This window comes from Burkholderia sp. MSMB1459WGS, from assembly GCF_001534535.1.
In the GTDB taxonomy this organism is placed as follows: Bacteria; Pseudomonadota; Gammaproteobacteria; order Burkholderiales; family Burkholderiaceae; genus Burkholderia.
Genome location: NZ_LPMU01000087.1, coordinates 37,488 through 53,974 on the forward strand (window position 1 = coordinate 37,488; position 16,487 = coordinate 53,974).

A 16,487-nucleotide genomic window follows, 5' to 3' on the forward strand; every position below is an offset into this window, starting at 1 on the left:
GCGACGCATCGGCGTCGCCGTCCTCACCTCCGCTCGCGATCGCGTTACTTCGCGACGACGACCGGGATCCCCTTCAGCATCCCCGCTCCCTTCATCTCGTCGAGCGCGTGCTGCACGGCCGCGCTCGTCGCCGCGTCGATGCCGAGCTGCAATGCGAGCTCGCGTTCCGCGCGCTTCACGCCGGCGAGGTTGCGCACCTTCACGTGGCCGAAGCCGCGCACGCGGGCGTGCAGGTCGGCCAGTTGCACGACCTGCGCCGCATTGCCGGCCGTCATCGCGGCGAACGCACGCGCGAGCGTGGTTTCGTAGTCGTCGGCCAGCGCGCGCTCCATCCTGCGCTCGACCGTGCGGCCGAACGGATCGAGCCACGTGCCGCGCAGGCTGCGCACGCGCGCCAGCATGCCGAGCACCGGCCACATCCACTGGCCGAACACGCGCTTCCTCGGCGCGGCGCCGTCGCTGCCGGCCTTCGCGACCGTCGGCGGCGCCAGGTTGAACTTCACGCGGTACGCGTGGCCCGGCACGCCTTCGAACTGCGCTTCGAGCGCCGTGCGGAACGCGTCGTCCGTGTACAGCCGCGCGACTTCGTATTCGTCCTTCACCGCGAGCAGCCGGTAGAACGTCGTCGCGACCGCGCGCGTGAGCGCGTCGTCGCCCTTCGCGCGCGCCGCGTTCACCAGCGCACGGTAACGCTCGACGTAGCGCGCGCCGCCGTATGCGTCGAGGCGCGCTTCGCGATCGGCGATCAGCTCGGCGAGCGTCTCCGGCGCGGCGTGGGCGGCCACCGCATGCCGCGCGTTCCACAACGCGTCGAGGCCCGCCGCGTCGCCGGCCGCCATCCGGCCGATCGAGAACGCGAGCTTGTTCATCGGCACCGCGACGTTGTTCAGCTCGATCGCGCGCATCATCGCGGCGAGCGACACCGGTACGAGGCCGAGCTGCCATGCGAAGCCGAGCATCAGGATGTTCGCGCCGATCGAGTCGCCGAGGAACTTCGCGGCGAGCGCCTGCGCGTCGCAGCTCGACAGGTAGCCGTCGCCGGCAGCGTGGCGCATCTTCTCGAGCAGCGCATCCGCGTGCAGGTTCGCGTCGGGGTTCTGCACGAACGACGCATTCGGGATCCGGTGCGTGTTGACGACGATCCGCGAACGCGCGTGACGCACCGTCTGCAGCGCTTCGGCGCTCGCGCCGACGACCATGTCGCATGCGAGCAGTACGTCGGCCTGCTGCGTGTCGATGCGCACCTGGTTCAGCCACCGGTCGCTCGATGCGATCCGCACGAACGACAGCACCGAGCCGCCCTTCTGCGCGAAGCCCATGAAGTCGAGCACCGAGGCGCTCTTGCCTTCGAGGTGCGCGGCCATGCTGATCAGCGCGCCGACCGTCACGACGCCCGTGCCGCCGACGCCCGTCACGAGCATGTCGAACGGCGCCGCGTCGAGATGCGTCGCCGGCACCGGCAGCGCGTCGACGCGCGCGGCGAGCGCCGCTTCGTCGAATGCGGCGCCGGCCGCCTTCTTCAGCGCCGCGCCTTCGACCGTCACGAAGCTCGGGCAGAAGCCGTTCACGCACGAATAGTCCTTGTTGCACGACGACTGGTCGATGCGGCGCTTGCGGCCGAGCGGCGTTTCGAGCGGCTCGACCGACAGGCAGTTCGACTGCACGCCGCAATCGCCGCAGCCTTCGCACACCGCGTCGTTGATGAACAGGCGCTTGTCCGGGTCGGGGAATTCGCCTTTCTTGCGGCGGCGGCGCTTCTCGGCCGCGCAGGTCTGGTCGTAGATCAGCACGGTGACGCCCGGCGTCTCGCGCAATTCGCGCTGCACCGCGTCGAGTTCGCTGCGGTGATGGAACGTCGTGCCGGCTGGGAACTGCCCGTGATGGCCGTCGTACTTCTCCGGTTCGTCGGACACCACGACGAAGCGCGACACGCCTTCGGCCTCGACCTGCCGCGCGATCTGCGGCACCGAGATGCTGCCGTCGACCGGCTGGCCGCCCGTCATCGCGACCGCGTCGTTGTAGAGGATCTTGTACGTGATGTTCGCTTTCGCGGCGACCGCCTGGCGGATCGCGAGGATGCCCGAGTGAAAGTAGGTGCCGTCGCCGAGGTTCTGGAACACGTGCTTCGTGTTGGTGAACATCGCGTGCGCGGCCCAGTCGACGCCCTCGCCGCCCATCTGGATCAGCCCCGTGGTGTCGCGCTCCATCCACGACGCCATGAAGTGGCAGCCGATGCCGGCCTGCGCGATCGAGCCTTCCGGCACCTTCGTCGACGTGTTGTGCGGGCAGCCCGAGCAGAAGTACGGCGTGCGCTTCACCGCATCGGCCTCGTTCGACAGGATCTGCGGCGCGACGAGATCGACGACCCGTTCGCGGCGGTCGAGCGCCGGCTTGTGCCGTGCGAGCCAGTCGGCGAACACCGGCAGGATGCGCGACGGGCGCAGCTCGCCGAGCTCGGAGAGCAGGCACGCGCCGGCCGCGTCATGCTTGCCGAGCACGCGCGGGCGCGCGCCTTCGGTGCGGTTGTACAGGTAGTCCTTGATCTGCTGCTCGACGACCGGCCCCTTCTCCTCGATCACCAGCACTTCGGCGAGCCCGTCGACGAAGGTCTCGACGCGCGTCATCTCGAGCGGATACGACAGGCCGACCTTGTAGATCCGCACGCCGGCCGCGTCGAGATCGGCGACCGTCAGGTCGAGGCGGCGCAGCGCTTCCATCAGGTCGAGGTGCGCCTTGCCGCAGGTGACGATCCCGACGTTCGCGTGCGCGCTCGGCGCGATCCACTTGTCGATGCTGTTGGTACGCGCGAAATGGCGAACCGCGTCGAGCTTCGCCGCGAGGCGCGCCTCGATCGTGAGGCTCGGCAGGTCGGGCCAGCGGTTGTGCAGGCCGCCGGCGGGCGGCGTGAACCCTGCCGGTGCCGGCCAGCGTGTCTGCAACGCATCGAGGTCGACGGTCGAGCCCGACTCGACCGTTTCCGAGATCGCCTTGAAGCCGACCCACGCGCCCGAGTAGCGCGACAGCGCCCAGCCGTACAGGCCGAATTCGAGCATGTCGGCGATGTTCGACGGGTTCACGACCGGCATGTGCCACGCCATCATCGCGAAGTCGCTCTGGTGCGGCATCGACGACGACACGCAGCCATGGTCGTCGCCCGCGACGACCAGCACGCCGCCGTGCGGCGACGAACCGTACGCGTTGCCGTGCTTCAGCGCGTCGCCCGCGCGATCGACACCCGGGCCCTTGCCGTACCACATCGCATACACGCCCTCGACCGTGCGCTCCGGGTCGGCCTCGACCCGCTGCGTGCCGAGCACGGCCGTGCCGCCGAGTTCCTCGTTGATCGCGGGCAGGAAGCGCACGCCGCTCGCGTCGAGCAGTTTCTTCGCCTTCCACAGCTGCTGGTCGACCATGCCGAGCGGCGAGCCGCGATAGCCGCTGACGAAGCCGGCCGTGTTCAGGCCCTGCTCGACGTCGGCCGCGCGCTGCATCAGCAGCAGGCGAATCAGCGCCTGCGTGCCGGTCAGGAAGATCCGGCCGCGCGTCGCGGTCAGGTTGTCGGTCAGGCGGTAGTCGGACAGGGCAGGCGTGCCGTCGACGGGCAGGCGGGCGGTCATGGGGGGAGTCTCCGGATTGTGCTGTTCTGGGCCGTGCGCGGCGGGGCGTCGGGTGACGCGGGGCGCCGGCAGCGAATGGCTCTATTTTTTCGCGCGCAGCCGAGAATGTTTTTCCTCATCTTGCTCGGAGCGGCGTGCGGCGAGAAAAACTGCGCAGCTTTCTGCCGATATTTGAGAGAGTTTTCGCGCGGGCAGCGGGAGCGCGGTGGGTGATGCGTCGGGGGCGGTCGACGCTCGGGCGGAAAAGCCGGCGCAAGTCGCAAGGATCGCCGCCCGACCGGCGATCGGCGCTCGAACCCCGACCGGCAAGGGTTTCGGCGGCATCGGCCGTCATCCTCACCATTGAAATGCACAGCGTTCCGAGTGGCCGGAAGCGACGGATGTCCACACCGCCGCCCCTTCGGCCGATCGGGCTCGCGCGCTCACCGTTCGATTGCACAGCATTTCGAGTGGCGTCGGGGCCGGGATGTCCCCATCCGGAATCGACATGCGGGACACTCGGGCAACGGCGCTCACCGTTGAAATTCACAGCTTGGCGAGTGGGTCGCGGCGATGGATATCCACATCGGAAATCGCGGGGTTTCGTCGGTCCTCTGCTTGCGCTCACCGCTCGAATACACAGCGTCGAGAGTGGGTTTGGAGGGCGAATATCCTCGCCGGAACCCGCATGCCGCGCGATTGCCGGCTCGCACTCACCTTTGAAATACACAGGGGTTTGACTGGCTGCGGTGGCAGTTGTCCACGTCCGGATCTACGTTGCCTCCTGGCCATCCGGGCACCCTCACCGTTGAAAACCACAGCGCTTCGAGTGGTGGAGTGGGCCGGATGTCCTCGCCTGAACACGCAGGCCGTGCGATTGTCGACTCACTCTCACCGTTGATATGCACAGGGACTCGACTGGCTGCGGTGGCGGTTGTCCACGTCCGGATCTGCGTTGCCTCCTGGCCATCCGGACACCCTCACCGTTGAAAACCACAGCGCTTCGAGTGATTGACCGGGCCGGATGCCCTCGCCTGAACACGCAGGCCGTGCGATTGTCGACTCACTCTCACCGTTGATATGCACAGGGACTCGACTGGCTGCGGTGGCGGTTGTCCACGTCCGGATCTGCGTTGCCTCCTGGCCATCCGGGCGCCCTCACCGTTGAAAACCACAGCGCTTCGAGTGGTGAAGTGGGCCGGATGTCCTCGCCTGAACACGCAGGCCATACGATTGCCGACTCACTCTCACCATTGATATACACAGGGGCTCAACTGGCTGCGGTGGCGGTTGTCCACGTGTGGATCTGCGTTGCCTCCTGGCCATCCGGGCACCCTCACCGTTGAAAACCACAGTGCTTCGAGTGATGGAGTGGGCCGGATATCCACATGGATGAGCGTTCTCCGATCGATAACCGCCGCGCGTCTCGAAGGACGCCGACGAGCGGCGGTCCATACTGGAAGCGGCTCATCACGCGATCAGGCACCGATGCTCACCGTCGAGATACACAGTGCCGCGAGTCGTTCCGGCGGACGGATATCCACACGGAAATGCGCGTAGCCGTTGCTCGCAATCTGACTCCTCGGCCTGACAGGAGCATCGCTTCGCGTGGCGTCGGCGGTCGAACAGCCGCATCCTGAAGGGCGGCGCGCCGGTCGCGAACTCACGCTCACCATTGAATTGCACAGCGCGCAGAGTCGTTGAAGAAGGCGGACAAGCGCGTCGAAATCCGCGCGTTGCGAACCACGCACCGGCGCTCACCGTTAGAATGCACAGCCGTTCGATTGGGGGCCGGAGCCGGATATCGACGTCGCCCGGCCCGCATGCCGGGGGCGCGCACGCGCGCCATCGGCTAGAATGCGCGTCGCCCTGCACCGCGACAATGGCCCGAAACCCGCGCCGGGGCGGGCGCGCAGCCGGATCGGTCGCGGCACTCACCATTGAATTTCACAGCATTTCGCTTCGTCCGGACGCGAGTTGTCCACAACCCGCTTCATGTCTCACGCAGCATCCGGTCATCCTCACCTGTGAAAACCACAGGGCGTCGAGTCGTTTCGACGCGCGGATATCCACAACCGCGGGCGCGACCGGATCTTCATCTGCCGATCGACGGACGCCTTGGCGCACGAAATCCCGGAAAAGCCGAAAAGGCTTGTCCGGACGGCCTCCGCGGCACACTCACCGTTCAATTGCACAGCGTTTCGAGTGGCTTTGGCGGCGTGTTGTCCACATCCCGCCGACGATGCTTCGTCGCGCCGGCACGCCCGGGCGACGTTATTCCGCGATCGACCGGATGACCTTCGCCGGATTGCCGCCGACCAGCGTATTCGGCGGCACGTCCCGGGTGACGACGGCCGCGGCTGCGACGACCGCGTTTTCGCCGATCGTCACGCCGCCGATGACCGTCGCACCCGCGCCGATCCACACGTTCCGCCCGATCACGATCGGCTTCGCGACCACGCAGTCGCGTCGCCGCGACGGCTCGACCGGATGACCGGACGTGATGAGGCTGACGTTCGGGCCGATCATCACGTCGTCGCCAATCTCGAGTCCGCCCAGGTCGTAGAACGTGCAGTTCTGGTTGACGAACACGTTGCGCCCGAGCTTCATGCCCGCGCCGCCCGTCGCATGGAACGGCGGGATCAGCACGAAATCGTCGTCCACCTGCGTGCCGATCAGTTCGCCGAACAATGCGCGCACGTCCGCCGCATCGTCGAACGTCAGACGGTTGAGCCGCGCGGTGATCGCCATCGCCCGTTTGATCTCGGCCACCATGGCCGCCGATTCGGGTGTCCTGCGCGGAATGATGGTGGTGCGATCGTCGTTTGCCATGCGTGACGGGTCTCCAGCAGGTGCGGGGTTGCGCGATGCGTTGATGATCGCGGACGAACGGCCGATTGCGTTGCCGCGTGCGCGGAGGCTGCGGGCGGGCCCGGCACATTGTAGTGATGCCGCTTTTTCGCCGGGGTTTTCTGGGTCTTCTGTAAATAGCTAGTTTTTTTATAACTAGTTATTTACAGAACCCCTGTCCCATAAGGGTTTCATCGCGTCTTCCGCCGGCTTCACCGCATGCAGCCGCCCTGCGGGCCCCTGTCCCAACCACCCGGGCTCGGGTACGCTTGAGGCTCCCCCGGCTCGACACCTGCACCCAAACGCGGAGGCGCGATGAAGCTCTACTACTGGCCGAAGACCCGGGCATTCCGGGCGCTGTGGATGCTCGAGGAAATCGGTGTGGTGTACGAACTCGTGCCGGTCGATCTGCGCTCGCACGAACAGGGCAGCGATGCGTTCGTGCGGGTCAACCCGATGGCCAAGCTGCCCGCGCTCGACGACGGCAGCGCCCCGTTCGCCGAATCGGGCGCCGTGCTGCTCTATCTCGCCGATCGCTGCCCGGGCGCCGGGCTCGGCATCGCCCCCGACGATCCGCTGCGCGGCCGTTTCCTCCAGTGGATGTTCTTCACGCCGACCTGCCTCGAACCGGCGATGGCCGAGAAATTCACCGGCGCGTCGGGCAATCCGGTTGCGTTCGGCTGGGGCAACATCACCCGCGTGCAGCGCGCCCTCGCACAAGCGCTCGCCCACAGTCGCTGGCTCGTCGGCGAGCGCTTCACCGCGGCCGACCTGCTGCTCGCCAGCACGCTGAAGATCGCGTTCGACGCGCATCTGCTGCCGCACGAAGGCGTGCTCGGCGACTACGTCGCGCGCGCCGAGGACCGCGACGCGTTCCGCCGCGCGGTCGAGATCGAACGGCGCGAAGCGGCGCGTCTGCTGCACGGGTGAGGCGCAACGGGGGCGGCCCCTCGTCGCCCTCGATCACGTCTGCGCGGCCGGCCCCGGCGCCGACGCGTCCGCGTCGATCACCACGCCCGGCGAACCGCGCTCGTCGGTATCGACGTCGATCGGCACGACGTCGTGAAAATGCGTGTAATCGATGTGCGTGATGCCGTCCTCGTCGTGCATCAGGTCGACATAGCGGTGGCGCCAGCGGATCTCGCCATGCGCCCATGCATGACGCGCCTGCATGACCTGCGCGGTGGTCTCGTCCGAGCCCTCGATCGTGATCAGCAATTGCGCGTCGTGCGCGGCGAGCGATTCGGGCGTCTCGCCGAACAGCGCGCTCGACTCGTCGATCACGTGCATCAGGTTCCAGCCGAGCAGGAAGATCGGATGCTCGTTGCGCACGAGCGGCAGGTCGTGAATCTTGCGCAGCGAATAGCCCTCGTGCGTGCCTTCGACGCGCATCAGCCGCAGTTTCGCCTGCGCCTCGGCAATCACGTTCTGGCGGGCATTCGCTGCGCGCACCATCAGCGTCATCCGGCCGTTCAGCGGCCGCACGATCGCGTAGCGCGCGAACAGGATCTTCGCCTGCGGCCGCGAAAACCGCGCGAACACGAGTCCCGTGGCCAGCGCGATGCCCGACATCCCGACGAAGATCTCGAACGTCGCGACGAGGTGCGCATAAACCGTCTGCGGATGCATGTCGCCGTAGCCGACGGTCGCGAGCGTCTCGACGCTGAAGAAGAACGCGCCGCCGAAGCCGGCCGGCGACTGGTTCGCGATCGGCGCATGGCCCAGCAGGTAGAGCGTCGCGAAACCGCCGTTGAGCAGCAGGAACAGCACCGCGAGCGACAGGAAGAACACGGGCCAGCTCACCGTCAGCGCGCGGTGATAGAAATCGCGCCAGCCGAGCGGCGGCATCCCGTACGCGATCACCGGGCGGGTGCCCGACCAGATCTTGCGGCCACGGCCGCGGGAGGCTGGGGAGGACGAATCGACGTTCATCGCGCGGCGCCGGTTGCAGGGAGGCGATGAGCGTAGCACGCGCGGCAGCGGCGGGGAATGCGGGGCGGTTCGGAACGGCAAACCGCCGCGCAGCCGCAAAAAAAGCCGGCCGCGCGAGCGGCCGGCTGCATCGTCATGCGGGCTCGCGCGTGGCGCCCGCCGCAATCACTTCCGGTCGACGATCACCTGGTCGAACGTGCCGCCGTCGGCGAAATGGGTCTTCTGCGCGTTCGCCCAGCTGCCGAAGACCTGCTCGACGCTGAATGTCTTCAGCGGCTTGAACTCGGCCGCATGCTTCTTCAGCACGGCCGCGTCGCGCGGGCGCAGATGGTGCTGCGCGATGATCTCCTGCGCTTGCGGCGTGTACAGGTAGTCGAGATACGCCTGCGCGACCTTCCGCGTGCCTTTCTTGTCGACCACCTTGTCGACGACGGCGACGGGCGGCTCCGCGAGGATGCTCGCCGACGGATACACCGCGTCGAACTGCCCGCCCGACGCGCCCGTGTCCATCAGCGCGACCTCGTTCTCGAACGTGACGAGCACGTCGCCGATGCCGCGCTGCGTGAACGTCGTCGTCGCGCCGCGACCGCCCGAATCGAGCACCGGCACGTTGCGGAAGATCGCCTTCTCGAAGTCGAGCGCCTGCTGGTCGGTCGCGCCCTTCTGCTTCTGGAAGCCCCAGGCGGCGAGATACGCATAGCGGCCGTTGCCCGACGTCTTCGGGTTCGCGATGATCACCTGGACGCCCGGCTTCGCGAGATCGCTCCAGTCCTTGATCGCCTTCGGGTTGCCCTTGCGCACGAGGAACACCATCGTCGTCGAATACGGCGAGCTGTTGTCCGGGAAGCGCGCGCGCCAGTCCTTCGGCAGCAACTGGCCGCGCTCGGCGAGCAGGTCGATGTCGTTCGGCTGGTTCATCGTCACGACGTCGGCCTGCAGCCCCTGCAGCACCGACAGCGCCTGCGCGCTCGACGCGCCGTGCGACTGCTTGATCGTGACCGTCTCGCCGGTCTTCTGCTTGTAGGCGGCGGCAAAGCTCGCGTTGATGTCCTTGTACAGCTCGCGCGTCACGTCGTACGACACGTTCAGGATCGACGTGTCCGCATGCGCGGCCGCCGCCGCCACGACCAGCGCCGCCGCCGCGCCCGTGTGCAGCCAGCGGCCGATCCCCTTGATGCTTGCCATCGTGATATGCCCCGTTTCCAGTGGTGGTGAATGTGCGTGACCGCACGCGTACGCGCCGTCATCGAAACGTAAGCGGGCATTCTAGCGGCCGGGCGCAGCGCGCCTTCCAATCAGTCGTGGAAAGCAAATCTCGAATCCTGCTAAACGACGGCCGGGGCTCGCGCACCCTGCCGCCGCGGTGTTAAGATCGCCGCTCAGCCCACTCACGGTTCATCCATGTCCGCTACCCTGCGCTCGCCCTCGATCCTCGCCGCCGTCGCGGCAGGCGCGCGCGCGGCCGGGCTGAAACTGAAAAAACGACTCCTCGACTGACGGGGACGTCGCGTCCCGTCAGGCGAATGCCGGACGGGATGCCCGCAGGTCGTTTCATTCTCCTTGCACGCACGCCTCGCTCCGGCCCCCGCCGGCGGAACGGTTCCTTCCCACTCCGTTTCCACCATGAGGCTTTGCATGAACACACGTTTCGAAGGTATCTGGCTGCCGATCGTCACGCCGTTCCACCACGGCGAGGTCGATCACGCGGCGCTCGCGCGGCTCGCACGCCGTTATGCGGCCGCCGGCATCGCAGGCTTCGTCGCGGGCGCGACGACCGGCGAAGGCGTGCTGCTCGACGCGCGCGAACAGGACGCGGTATTCGCGACGCTGCGCGACGCGGCGCCCGCGCTGCCGATCGTCGTCGGGCTGACCGCGAGCGCGACGCATTTCGCGACCGCCCGCGCGCGGGAGCTCGCGGCGCTGCGTCCCGACGGGCTGCTCGTCACGCCGCCCGTCTACGTGCGGCCGACGCAGGACGGCATCCGCCGCCATGTCGAGGCGATCGTCGACGCGGCCGACCTGCCCGTGCTCGTCTACAACATCCCGTACCGCACCGGCGTGAACGTCGAACTGGACACGCTGCAGGCGCTCGCGCGCGATCCGCGCGTCGCGGGCATCAAGGAATGCGGCGGCACGCTCGACCGGATGAGCCGGCTCGTGCACGACACGCCGCTCGCGATCCTGTCCGGCGACGACAACCAGAACTTCGCGGCGATGTGCGCGGGCGCGCACGGCGCGATCGCGAGCAGCGCGCACGTGCTGCCCGAATGGCATGTGCGAATTCATGCGTGGCTGCGCGACGGGCGGCTCGCCGACGCGCGGCGCCTCTCGGTCGCGCTGCAGCCGCTCGTCGCGGCGTTGTTCGCGGAACCGAACCCGGCGCCGGTGAAGGCCGTGCTCGCCGCGCAAGGGTGGTGCGAGGACGGGTTGCGGCTGCCGTTCGTGCCGGCGAGCGACGGATTGCGGGAGAGGCTGGGCAGGCTCCGTGCGGAACTCGAGGAAATCGGACCGCACGCTGCGGCTGTATGAACGGCCCGTCATGCATCGGGGGCCGGCGACCGCCGGCTTCCCGCCTGCCAGATTGTTTCAGACTGTCAGAACCACAGACATGCCGTACCGGGCGAGATGCCCATCGGCAGTGACGAGCTGCAGGGGTTCATGCTGGGCCTGCGCAACGAGCAGCCGATCGAACGGGTCGCGATGATGGCTCGACAAGCTGCGTACGACGGCCCAGTGTACGGCCCGGACCGGCAGTTCGCGGAACCCGCTCGCCCGAAGCACGCGAACTAGCCGATCCACGTCGACATCGAGCTTCCCCAAGCCGGCCTTGATCGCGGCTTCCCAGATACTCGCGCTGCTGACGAACCGCTCGTCGGCATCCGCGATCAGCCTGCGTGCTCGGGCGCTGAGCTTCGGGTCATCGGTCACGCTCCACAAGAAGATGTGCGTATCGAGCAGCAATCGCATCAGCGCCCTTCAAAAGCAGCCAGCAAGTCGTCGGGCAGCGGTGCGTCGAAGTCGTCAGCAATCCGAACCTGACCTTGCAGGAGGCTGAACCGAACGGGCCGTTTGACGGATACGGACCGATCCCCGGATGCTGGCGGGTTCGAGATCGCGGTTTCCTCGCCGGAAATCGGAACGTCGACTTGTTGCGATGGATTGGCCGTGGTGCCGGGGATATTTGCGCGTTGCATGATGACCTCCGCTTTGGATGCCACCACTGTAGTCAAGTCCGTCCGGACGATCCATTCAGCCGGATGGGGGATGCCTGCCGGATCTCGGCGGCTCGTCACGCCGCGAGCGCTACGCCGCCCTCCTCCGTCGCCCCCCGCACCGCCTGCGTCACGATCCGCGCGAGCCGGTCGACCGTCGGGGTCGCCGACGACGTGCGCCGCAGCAGGATCAGCGGCAAGCTCGGCAGCGCCGGCAACCCGCACGACGCGGCATCGAGCACGCGCACCGACGCCGGCAGCCCGTAATGCGAGCGCACCGTCAGCCCGAGCCCCGCCGCCGCGGCCGCCCATAGCCCGGCCAGGCTCGGCGTCGTGAACGCGACGCGCCACGGCACGCCGGCACGATCGAGCGCATCGGTCGCCGCGCCGAAGAAGCGGCACGGCCGGTCGAACACGACGAGCGGCAACGGCTCGCCCGTCGCCCGCACGGCGCGGCCGCCGGGCTCGCCGGCGCCGCCCGCCCCACCCGCGCCCCCATCGCCATTCGGCACACCGAAACCACCGCCCGCCGCCGCGCCGATCCATTGCATCGGCACCTGCGCGATCGCTTCGCTGTCGATCCCCACCCGCGACACGAGCGCCGCCGACGCCGGATCGCCCCACACGAGCGCCAGATCGAGCTGGTTCGCATCGAGCCGGTCGAGCAGATCGGCGTTGCGCGCCACGCGCGCCTCGATCTTCACCTTCGGATGCGCACGCGCGAACCGCCCGAGCACGTCCGGCAGGATCGCCTCGCCGAAATCCTCCTGCAGCCCGACCCGTACCCAGCCGTCGAGATTCACGCCGCGCACGGCCGCGGCCGCCTCGTCGTTCAGCTCGATCATCCGCCGCGCGTAGCGCAGCATCGCGTCGCCGGCATCGGTCAGCGCGAGCCCGCGCCCGGCTTTCACGAACAGCGGCGTGCCTGCCTGCTCCTCGAGCTTGCGGATCTGCGCGCTCACCGCCGACGACGAGCGCGCGACGCGATCCGCCGCCTTCGCGAAACTGCCGAGATCCACGCCCGCGACGAGGCTGCGCAGCGCCGCGACGTCGAAGTTGGGCCGCGCCAGCGCGGCATCGGCCGCCGCGAGCGACTCGCCGCCGTCGCGCGGAATGTCTTGTCCGGGCATCTCAATCATCCTGTTTTATCGAACGATTCATCAAAAACTTTCCGATTTTCGGGATGAATGTAGGCGGCCAAACTGTGCACGTCAACCTCGAACCGGGCCTGCCGTCATGGATACCTCGTGCATCGCTTCTCCTTCTTCGCCTGCCCGCGACGTGCGCGGGCCGGCCCATCGCTGGCGCGTGCTGGCCGCCGGCGTCGCCGCCAACATGAGCTTTTCGGCCGCCGCGGCCGGCATTCCGACCACGGCCGTGTGGATGCGCGCCGCCTACCATCTCGACAACGGCGCACTCGGCCTCGTGCTCGGTGCGCTCGGCTTCGGCGTCGCGCTGTCCGAGCTGCCGTGGGGAATCGCCGCCGACCGCTTCGGCGACCGCCGCGTGCTGCTGGCCGGGCTCGTCGCGACGGCCGCGATGCTCGCGCTGATGGTGTGCACGATCGTCCCGACCGCGCAAGCGGCGCCGCCGCTGATGCGCGTCGTCGCGGCCATGGGCTGCGTCGGCCTGCTCGGCGGCAGCGTGAACGGTTCGAGCGGGCGCGCGGTGATGCGCTGGTTCGGCGAGCGGGAGCGTGGGCTCGCGATGAGCATCCGCCAGACGGCCGTGCCGCTCGGCGGCGGCCTCGGCGCGGCGCTGCTGCCGTCGCTTGCATCGCACGCCGGCTTCGCCGCGGTGTTCGGCGCGCTGATGCTGCTGTGCGCGGGATCGGCCGCGCTCACGTGGCGCTGGCTGCACGAGCCGCCCGCCGAGCCGGCCGCGGCGTACCTCGCCACGCATCGCGCCGCCCGACGGCCGCAGGTCGCCGGCCACGCGCGCAACCCGCTCGCGAGCGGCCCCGTGTGGCGCATCGTGCTCGGCATCGGCCTGCTGTGCGCGCCGCAATTTGCGGTGCTCACGTTCGCGACGGTGTTCCTGCACGACTTCGGCCGGCTCGGCCTTGCCGGCATCAGCACGGCGATGGTCGCGCTGCAGCTTGGCGCGATGGCGATGCGCGTCTGGAGCGGCCGCCATACCGACCGGCACGGCAACCGGCGCGCGTACCTGCGCGGTTCCGTGCTCGTCGCGGCCGGGTCGTTCGCGCTGCTCGCGGCGGCGACGGCCGGCAGCCCGCATGTGCCGCTCGCCGCGATCGTCGCGATTCTCGTGTTCGCCGGCATCTGCGTGTCGGCATGGCACGGCGTCGCGTACACGGAGCTGGCGACGCTCGCGGGCGCGAACCACGCGGGCACCGCGCTCGGGATGGCGAACACGATCGTCTATCTCGGGCTGTTCGCGACGCCGCTCGCGATTCCGCCGCTGCTCGCCGCGAGTTCGTGGAGCATGGTGTGGCTCGCGGCGGCGTTGATCGCGGGCGCGACCTATCCGCTGTTTGCGCGATGACGGGCGCGCGCGGCGCCCGACCGGGCGGAGCGCGGGCCGCCGTCGCACGGCGCGGTCAGAACTTGTACACGGCCGACAGCATCGCCGAACGGCCGTCGCCGAGCTCGACCGCCGACGACCGCGATTCGCTGCCCGACACCTGCCGCACGCGTTCGACGTAAGCACGATCGAACAGATTGTCGACGTTCAGCTGGAGGCGCAGCCGGCGGCTCACGTCGTAACTCGCCATCAGGTTGTGCACCCAGTACGCGCCGAGCTTGCCGTCGCCCTGCGACGTCACGTTGCGCCGGCCGACGAAGTGCGAGCCGTAGCCGAGCGTCCAGCCCGCAGGCAGCCGATAGGTCGTCCATACGTTGAACGCGTGCCGCGGCGTGTTGCCGAGCGCCTGCCCGTCGCGCCGCGGCGACGACGGCGAGCTGAGGGTCACGCTCGCCAGGTACGTGTAGTTCGCGAACACGTCCCAGCGCGGCGTCACCTTGCCGGCGGCGCCGAGCTCGACGCCGCGCACGCGCTGCCGGCCCGCGAGCGCATAGCTGCCGTCGGCCATTCGTTCGCGCGCGTTCTTCTTTTCGGTCTGGAACAACGCGCCGTTCAGCGCGATGCCCGCGAGCCCTTCCCATTTCGCGCCGAGTTCGACGCTCTCGTTTTTCTCGGGCGCGAGCGCGCCGGTCGCCGCGCTCACGCCGGAGCCGGTGGTCACGAGGAATTCGGCGGACGGGTTGAACGACGTGCCGTACGCGAAATACGCACGACCGTTGTCGGTCGGCTTGAACACGAGCCCCGCGCGCGTGCTCAGATGCCGATCGGCGGTATCCGCGCGCTCGGTGGGCTTGCCAGCCGCGGTGCCTTCCGACCAGCCATCGATCCAGTCGTGCCGCAGCCCGACGTCGATGTCCCAATAGCGGCCGACCGAGATCGTGTCGAACGCGTACAGCGCCTTCACGACCAGCGCGGTGTCGTTGCGCGCACTGTCCTGGCGCTGCGCCGGGCCACGCCACACGCCGGGCGGCGCGGCGAGCGCGAAGCCATCGGCCGGGTAGAAGCGGTTGAGCCCGTACGAATAGGTCGTGCGGCCGTACGTCTCGCGCGAGATCTCGAAGCCCGTGACCAGCGTATGCCCGATGCCGAACGTCGAGAACGCGCTGGTGACGTTCGTCTGGTTCGCCCACATCGCGGTCGACGCATCGCGGCCATAGCCTTGCGGCCCGGCCGGCTTGTAGCGCCCCGGCGGCAGGCCCTGCAGGTTCACGTGCGACGCCGAAATCACCGTGTCGCGATTCAGGTGCGCATAGCGGCTCAGGTTCTGCACCTTCAGGCCGGACGACACGTCGTGTTCGGCCTTCACGGTGAACGTATCCGACGCGATGCGTTCGCGGTCGAGATTGCGCCAGCCGAAATAGCGCTCGCGCGACACGCCGGCCAGCACCTGGCCGTCGTGCGCAGGCAACCCGTAGTCGGGCAGGTTGTTGTCGTACTGGTGGAAATAGCCGAGCGTGACGCGCGTCGGCGTGCCGAGACCGAACGCGAGCGACGGCGCGATGCCCCAGCGCCGCTTGCGGATGTCGTCGCGGCCGGGCACGTCGTTGACGTGCGCCATCGCATTCAGGCGGAACGCCGCGCGACCGTCGGCGCCGGGCAGCGGCCGGTTCGCATCGAGCGTCACGCGGCGGTAGTCCGACGTGCCGAGCATCGTGCCGGCCTCGGCGAACGTGCCGGCCTTCGGTGTCTTGCTGACCAGGTTCACCGAGCCGCCCGTCGTGCCGGCGCCGCCGAACACCGAATTCGGCCCCTTGATCACCTCGACCGCCTCGACGTTGAACAGGTCGCTGCGATTGTTCTGCGCGCTGTCGCGCAGCCCGTCGAGCTGCATGTTCGCGTTCGCGCCGAAACCGCGGATATTGAACATGTCGCCCGACCCGCCGCCGCCCTCGCCCGCGTTGAACGTGATGCCCGCGACGTTCGACAGCGCTTCGCGCAAGCTCAGCGCCTGCTGTTCGTCGAGCACCGCGCGCGGCACCACGGTGATCGTCTGCGGCACGTCGAGCAGCGGCGTCGCATACTTGGCGGAACCCGATCGGTCGACGCGCGAACCGGCGTCGCGCGCGCCGTGCACGACGATCGGGTCCAGTTGCGGCGCGTGGCGCGGCTCGCCTTCCTCCGCGCATGCCGGCGCGGCCGCACAGGTCATCATCGCGAACGCGACGGATGCGGTCGCGCGCCGCGGCGGCGTCGCGCTCGACTGGATGCAACGGCTCATGTTCACTCCACTTTATTGATGAGAATGATTCTCATTCAATAGAATTGGATGCGACATGGCAATTGGACACGTCCGAACTTCGTCGTCCGAACGAACTGCCGAACGAAATGGCCGGGCCACCGGCCGGCCGCGCAC

At 68.6% G+C, this 16,487-nt stretch carries 11 protein-coding genes; 3 read left to right on the forward strand and 8 right to left on the reverse strand.

Annotated elements, in window-relative coordinates:
• Positions 1–44: 44 nt before the first annotated feature.
• Together WT97_RS31525 and WT97_RS31530 are read right to left on the reverse strand one after the other, a co-directional pair.
• Complete coding sequence (locus tag WT97_RS31525; protein ID WP_060355097.1) at positions 45–3,617, reverse strand: indolepyruvate ferredoxin oxidoreductase family protein; 3,573 nt, start codon at positions 3,615–3,617, stop codon at positions 45–47.
• Between the two features lie 2,253 nt (positions 3,618–5,870).
• Complete coding sequence (locus tag WT97_RS31530) at positions 5,871–6,428, reverse strand: DapH/DapD/GlmU-related protein (protein WP_059506405.1); 558 nt, start codon at positions 6,426–6,428, stop codon at positions 5,871–5,873.
• A gap of 333 nt (positions 6,429–6,761) precedes the next feature.
• Between WT97_RS31530 and WT97_RS31535 the strand changes: the two genes are divergently transcribed.
• Entirely contained in the window at positions 6,762–7,376 is a 615-nt protein-coding gene (locus WT97_RS31535; protein ID WP_060355098.1) for a glutathione S-transferase family protein, read from the forward strand.
• Between the two features lie 33 nt (positions 7,377–7,409).
• Here the strand turns inward: WT97_RS31535 and WT97_RS31540 are convergent, their stop codons facing one another.
• Positions 7,410–8,378 (reverse strand): ion channel, encoded by a 969-nt coding sequence (locus WT97_RS31540; RefSeq protein WP_060355099.1) that lies wholly within the window; start codon positions 8,376–8,378, stop codon positions 7,410–7,412.
• Positions 8,379–8,543: 165 nt separating this feature from the next.
• Positions 8,544–9,563: a sulfate ABC transporter substrate-binding protein gene (locus WT97_RS31545; protein WP_060355100.1), complete on the reverse strand. Its 1,020-nt coding sequence runs from the start codon at positions 9,561–9,563 to the stop codon at positions 8,544–8,546.
• A gap of 450 nt (positions 9,564–10,013) precedes the next feature.
• Between WT97_RS31545 and dapA the strand changes: the two genes are divergently transcribed.
• Positions 10,014–10,907: a 4-hydroxy-tetrahydrodipicolinate synthase gene (dapA, locus tag WT97_RS31550; protein ID WP_060355101.1), complete on the forward strand. Its 894-nt coding sequence runs from the start codon at positions 10,014–10,016 to the stop codon at positions 10,905–10,907.
• Between the two features lie 57 nt (positions 10,908–10,964).
• Here dapA and WT97_RS31555 read toward each other — a convergent pair whose 3' ends face one another.
• The 3 genes from WT97_RS31555 to WT97_RS31560 form a co-directional block, all read right to left on the reverse strand.
• Positions 10,965–11,345, reverse strand: a complete 381-nt coding sequence (locus tag WT97_RS31555; RefSeq protein WP_060355102.1) for a type II toxin-antitoxin system VapC family toxin — start codon at positions 11,343–11,345, stop codon at positions 10,965–10,967.
• The gene (locus WT97_RS33900; RefSeq protein ID WP_082751515.1) at positions 11,345–11,572 is read right to left on the reverse strand and encodes a hypothetical protein; all 228 of its coding nucleotides are present in this window, start codon (positions 11,570–11,572) and stop codon (positions 11,345–11,347) included. Before WT97_RS33900 ends, WT97_RS31555 begins: the two co-directional genes overlap by 1 nt.
• 95 nt (positions 11,573–11,667) lie before the next feature.
• Positions 11,668–12,720, reverse strand: a complete 1,053-nt coding sequence (locus tag WT97_RS31560) for a LysR substrate-binding domain-containing protein (RefSeq protein WP_060355122.1) — start codon at positions 12,718–12,720, stop codon at positions 11,668–11,670.
• Between the two features lie 106 nt (positions 12,721–12,826).
• Between WT97_RS31560 and WT97_RS31565 the strand changes: the two genes are divergently transcribed.
• Entirely contained in the window at positions 12,827–14,095 is a 1,269-nt protein-coding gene (locus WT97_RS31565) for an MFS transporter (RefSeq protein WP_060355103.1), read from the forward strand.
• A gap of 55 nt (positions 14,096–14,150) precedes the next feature.
• On the opposite strand, the gene WT97_RS31570 is transcribed toward WT97_RS31565, so the two are convergent.
• On the reverse strand, positions 14,151–16,352 hold the full coding sequence (locus tag WT97_RS31570; RefSeq protein ID WP_060355104.1) for a TonB-dependent siderophore receptor: 2,202 nt from the start codon (positions 16,350–16,352) through the stop codon (positions 14,151–14,153).
• Positions 16,353–16,487: the final 135 nt, after the last annotated feature.